Origin of the sequence: Protofrankia symbiont of Coriaria myrtifolia, assembly GCF_900634755.1 — a bacterium.
In the GTDB taxonomy this organism is placed as follows: Bacteria; Actinomycetota; Actinomycetes; order Frankiales; family Frankiaceae; genus Protofrankia; species Protofrankia coriariae.
The window spans coordinates 1-3,966 of record NZ_CAAAFS010000256.1 but is presented as its reverse complement, the minus strand read 5'-3'; the positions used below and the strand labels follow the sequence as shown (position 1 = coordinate 3,966).

The window sequence follows — 3,966 nt, the reverse complement described above, 5'->3', positions numbered from 1 at the left end:
GCCCCGGCCGGGGCAGCCGGCGGTGGCGGCGGCCCGGCCGCCATCGGCCCGGCCGCCGCCGGCCGGGCCGACGGGCGCAGCGCTGACGAGAACGTCAACGGCATGCTGCTGTGGGCACTGCCGCTGGCCGGCGCCACCGGGATGACGGTCGTCCTCGCCGGGCTGTGGTCGAGGCTGCGTCGCGACCACAGCCACGGCCCGGCCTCCCCCCGCGGCGAATGAGCGCGTCCCTTCGGACGACCGGCGGGCAGACTGGACCGGTGGCCAGCCGCTATCTCTACGACACCGAGTTCATCGAGCGCTCGGAGGGGGGTCACCTCTGGCTGGATCTGGTGAGCATCGGGATCGTCAGCGAGGACGGCAGCCGGGAGTACTACGCCGTGTCCACCGAGTTCGACCCGGCCTTCGCCGTGCCGTGGGTGCGACGCAACGTCCTGGACAAGCTTCCGCCGCCGTCCGATCCGAGCTGGCGGAGGCGGGCGCGCATCCGCTCCGACGTCGTCGCCTTCCTCGGCGCGGCCGGGCCGCCGGAACTGTGGGCCTGGTACGCCGCCTACGACCATGTGGTGCTCTGCCAGCTCTTCGGCACGATGACCGACCTGCCCCGGTTCCTTCCTCGTTTCACCCGGGATCTGCGCCAGCTCTGGGAGGAGGTCGGCCGGCCACCGCTGCCGCCCCCGCCGCCCGACGCCCACGACGCGCTCGCCGACGCCCGGCACAACCTCGACCGCTGGCGGGTTCTGGCGCCGCTGCGGACCTGCCCGTCCCCGGCCCCCACGCGCTGAGGATCACGGCGAGGATCGCGGTGAAACTTCCGTGAAGTACGGCCGCCGGGCCGGGGAATTCCCCGCGCCACGGGCGGCGGATGTGTTTCTTCGATCCTCTCCGTGGGATTACGCTTCCGGACTGACAGGAGCGGCTCGTCACCGGTCGAAGAGCATCGGGTGATCAGGGGAGCCGGGCGCGAGAAAAGGAAGATCGCGCCTTCTTCGGCCCGCCAGGAGGTGCATGGAATGCGGATCGGAGTACTGACAGGTGGTGGGGACTGTCCCGGGCTGAATGCGGTCATTCGGGCGGTCGTCCGCAAGGGCACGGATGTCTACGGATATTCTTTCGTGGGCTTCCGGGATGGTTGGCGAGGTCCGTTGGAGAACGCCACCGTCCCGCTCGGGGTGGAGGCGGTACGCGGAATTCTCCCGCGGGGTGGCACTATTCTCGGATCCAGTCGTACAAATCCCTACAAGGAGGACGGCGGTGTCGCGCGTATCCGGCAGACCCTGGCCGCGCACGGGGTCGACGCGCTGATCGCGATCGGTGGGGAGGACACCCTGGGGGTGGCCGCCCGCCTGCACGACGAGGGCATCCCGGTCGTCGGCGTGCCCAAGACCATCGACAACGACCTGTCCGCCACCGACTACACCTTCGGCTTCGACACCGCTGTCAACATCGCGATGGAGGCCATCGACCGGCTGCACACCACTGCCGAGAGTCACCACCGCGTCCTCATCGTGGAGGTGATGGGACGCCACGCGGGGTGGATAGCGCTGCACAGCGGGCTGGCCGGTGGGGCCAACGTGATCCTGCTGCCAGAGCGGCCGTTCGACATCGACAAGGTCTGCGCCTTCGTCGAGCACCGCTTCGCCTCCCACTACGCGCCGATCATCGTGGTGGCGGAGGGCGCTGTCCCGGTGGCCGGTTCGCTGGTCGTCAAGGACGGGGAGCTCGACGCCTTCGGCCATGTCCGGCTGCAGGGGATCGCCACCGTTCTGGAGACCGAGATCCGCGGGCGGACGGGGCGGGAGTCCCGCGCGACCGTGCTCGGCCACGTCCAGCGGGGTGGTACCCCGACGGCGTTCGACCGGTGGCTGGCGACCCGCTTCGGCCTGCACGTCATCGACGCCGCGCACGACGGCGACTGGGGCACGATGGTGGCGCTGCACGGTACCCGGATCGACCGGGTGCCGCTGGAGGAGGCGACCCGGGAGCTCAAACTGGTGCCGGAGGAGCTCTACGCCGAAGCCGAGGTCTTCTTCGGCTGAGAAGTCCGCCGCGAAGGGCCGGGAAACCGGCTGAACCGGCTGAACCGGCTGAACCGGCTGAAATTGGCCGCGGGGCCTGGGCAGCCGGCCGGAAAGTGGCCGGGAAGCCGGCACCCGGCCGGATGCCGTCGGGTGACACCGGATGGTGTGACACCGGGGATTGGGCGACGTGCGCCCATGGCCGGGCCGTACCCTGTATGACTGTGGAGGAACTCGACGCCTGGCGGGCCCTGCCGGCCAAACAACAACCGAACTGGCCGGACCAGGGGGAACTGGCCGCCGTCCGCGACCGGTTGGCGACACTGCCACCGCTGGTGGTCGCCCCCGAGGTGCGGATTCTGACCGAACGGCTCGCGGCGGTCGCCCGGGGCGAGGCATTTCTGCTGCAGGGCGGCGACTGCGCGGAGACCTTCGCCGCGAACACCGCCAACAAGATTCGCGACAAGGTGAAGACGCTGCTGCAGATGGCGATCGTGCTCACCTATGGCGCGAGCGTGCCGGTGGTCAAGGTCGCCCGGATCGCCGGCCAGTACGCCAAGCCCCGTTCAGCCGACATCGAGGCCAGCACCGGGCTGCCGTCCTACCGCGGTGACGCGGTCAACGACATCGCAGCCACGGCGCGGGCCCGCCGGCCCGATCCGGGCCGGATGCTGGAGGCCTACCACGCCAGCGCGGTCGCGCTGAACCTCGTCCGCGCCTTCGCCACCGGCGGTTTCGCCGACCTGTCCAAGGTGCACGAGTGGAACAAGGCGTTCGTGCGGGACTCGGCGGCCGGGCGCCGTTACGAGATGATGGCGACCGACATCGAGCGGGCCCTGTCGTTCATGGCCGCCTGCGGTATCGAGCTTGAGCGCACGCCGACGCTGCACGGCGTCGAGCTGTTCACCAGCCACGAGGCGCTGCTGCTGGACTACGAACGGGCGCTCACCCGCAAGGAGGACGCCACCGGCTCGATCTACGATCTTTCGGCGCACCTGCTGTGGATCGGCGAACGGACCCGTGACCTCGACGGCGCCCACGTGGACCTGATGTCCCGGATCGGCAATCCACTCGGCTGCAAGGTGGGCCCGAAGGCGTCGCCCGACGAGGTGCTGGCGCTCGCCGACCGGCTCAACCCCGACCATGTGCCCGGCCGGCTCACGCTCATCACCCGGATGGGCGCCGGCCGCATCCGGGACGTCCTGCCCGCGATCGTCGAGAAGGTCAACTCCGCCGGGCATCCGGTGGTGTGGTCGTGCGACCCGATGCACGGCAACACCCGGGACATCAACGGTGTGAAGACCCGGCACTTCGACGACGTCCTGGACGAGGTGCTCGGCTTCTTCGAGGTCCACCGGCAGCTTGGCACCCATCCCGGGGGGATCCACATCGAGCTGACCGGGGACAACGTCACCGAGTGCCTCGGTGGTGGGGAGCGCATCGGCGAGGCGGATCTGGCCGGCCGGTACGAGACCGCCTGCGATCCGCGGCTGAACACCGGTCAGGCCCTGGAACTCGCCTTCCTCGTGGCGGAGATGCTGCAGCAGATCAACGTGGCCCGTTCACAGGGTCGCTGATCCCCACGGGGTGATCCCACGCGGTGGCCGCGGGCCGGCGTTCCTCCCGGGCCGCGGCAGGCGACCCCAGACCGATGATCGCCATTCTGGTGATCATGCGCTCAGGTCGAGTGATCATCTCCTGTCGGGGACGCCTGGGAACGCCCGGGCCGACAGGTGCTCAGACCGGTCCGCCAGTGCCGGTGCTGACCGGTTGGACGGGCTCGTCCGTATCGGCCGGCAGCGCTATCTCCGGCGCCTTGGGCACGCTGGTGGGCGTCGCGTCGGTCGGGGCGGAGGGCCGCTCGGAGGCGTGCGTGGCCGGTGCCTGCGGGCTGTGGGCGCCGCCCGTGGAGTGGGTCGGCCGCGGCGGCGTGGGGCTGCCACCGGGG

General features: G+C 70.6%; 3 protein-coding genes and 2 pseudogenes. 4 read left to right on the top strand and 1 reads right to left on the bottom strand.

The window, feature by feature from the left end; genetic code table 11:
* From CM1CMNOD_RS21870 to CM1CMNOD_RS14495, 4 genes and pseudogenes are all read left to right on the top strand, one after another.
* Positions 1-222, top strand: a pseudogene (locus tag CM1CMNOD_RS21870) (hypothetical protein); the annotation flags it as partial.
* A 38-nt stretch (positions 223-260) separates the two neighbouring features.
* Positions 261-785 (top strand): polyadenylate-specific 3'-exoribonuclease AS, encoded by a 525-nt coding sequence (locus CM1CMNOD_RS14505; RefSeq protein WP_043603767.1) that lies wholly within the window; start codon positions 261-263, stop codon positions 783-785.
* Positions 786-1,013: 228 nt separating this feature from the next.
* Positions 1,014-2,039, top strand: a complete 1,026-nt coding sequence (locus CM1CMNOD_RS14500; RefSeq protein ID WP_013874350.1) for a 6-phosphofructokinase — start codon at positions 1,014-1,016, stop codon at positions 2,037-2,039.
* Between the two features lie 197 nt (positions 2,040-2,236).
* The gene (locus tag CM1CMNOD_RS14495; RefSeq protein WP_013874349.1) at positions 2,237-3,595 is read left to right on the top strand and encodes a class II 3-deoxy-7-phosphoheptulonate synthase; all 1,359 of its coding nucleotides are present in this window, start codon (positions 2,237-2,239) and stop codon (positions 3,593-3,595) included.
* A 160-nt stretch (positions 3,596-3,755) separates the two neighbouring features.
* On the opposite strand, the pseudogene CM1CMNOD_RS22485 reads toward CM1CMNOD_RS14495, so the two are convergent.
* Positions 3,756-3,966 (bottom strand): annotated as a pseudogene (locus CM1CMNOD_RS22485) (hypothetical protein); the annotation flags it as partial.

What these genes read in the sequence shown, in the direction of transcription:
- CM1CMNOD_RS14500 (WP_013874350.1), top strand. Translation starts at nt 1,014, where the DNA reads ATGCGGATCGGAGTACTGACAGGTGGTGGGGACTGTCCCGGGCTGAAT.
- CM1CMNOD_RS14495 (WP_013874349.1), top strand. Translation starts at nt 2,237, where the DNA reads ATGACTGTGGAGGAACTCGACGCCTGGCGGGCCCTGCCGGCCAAACAA.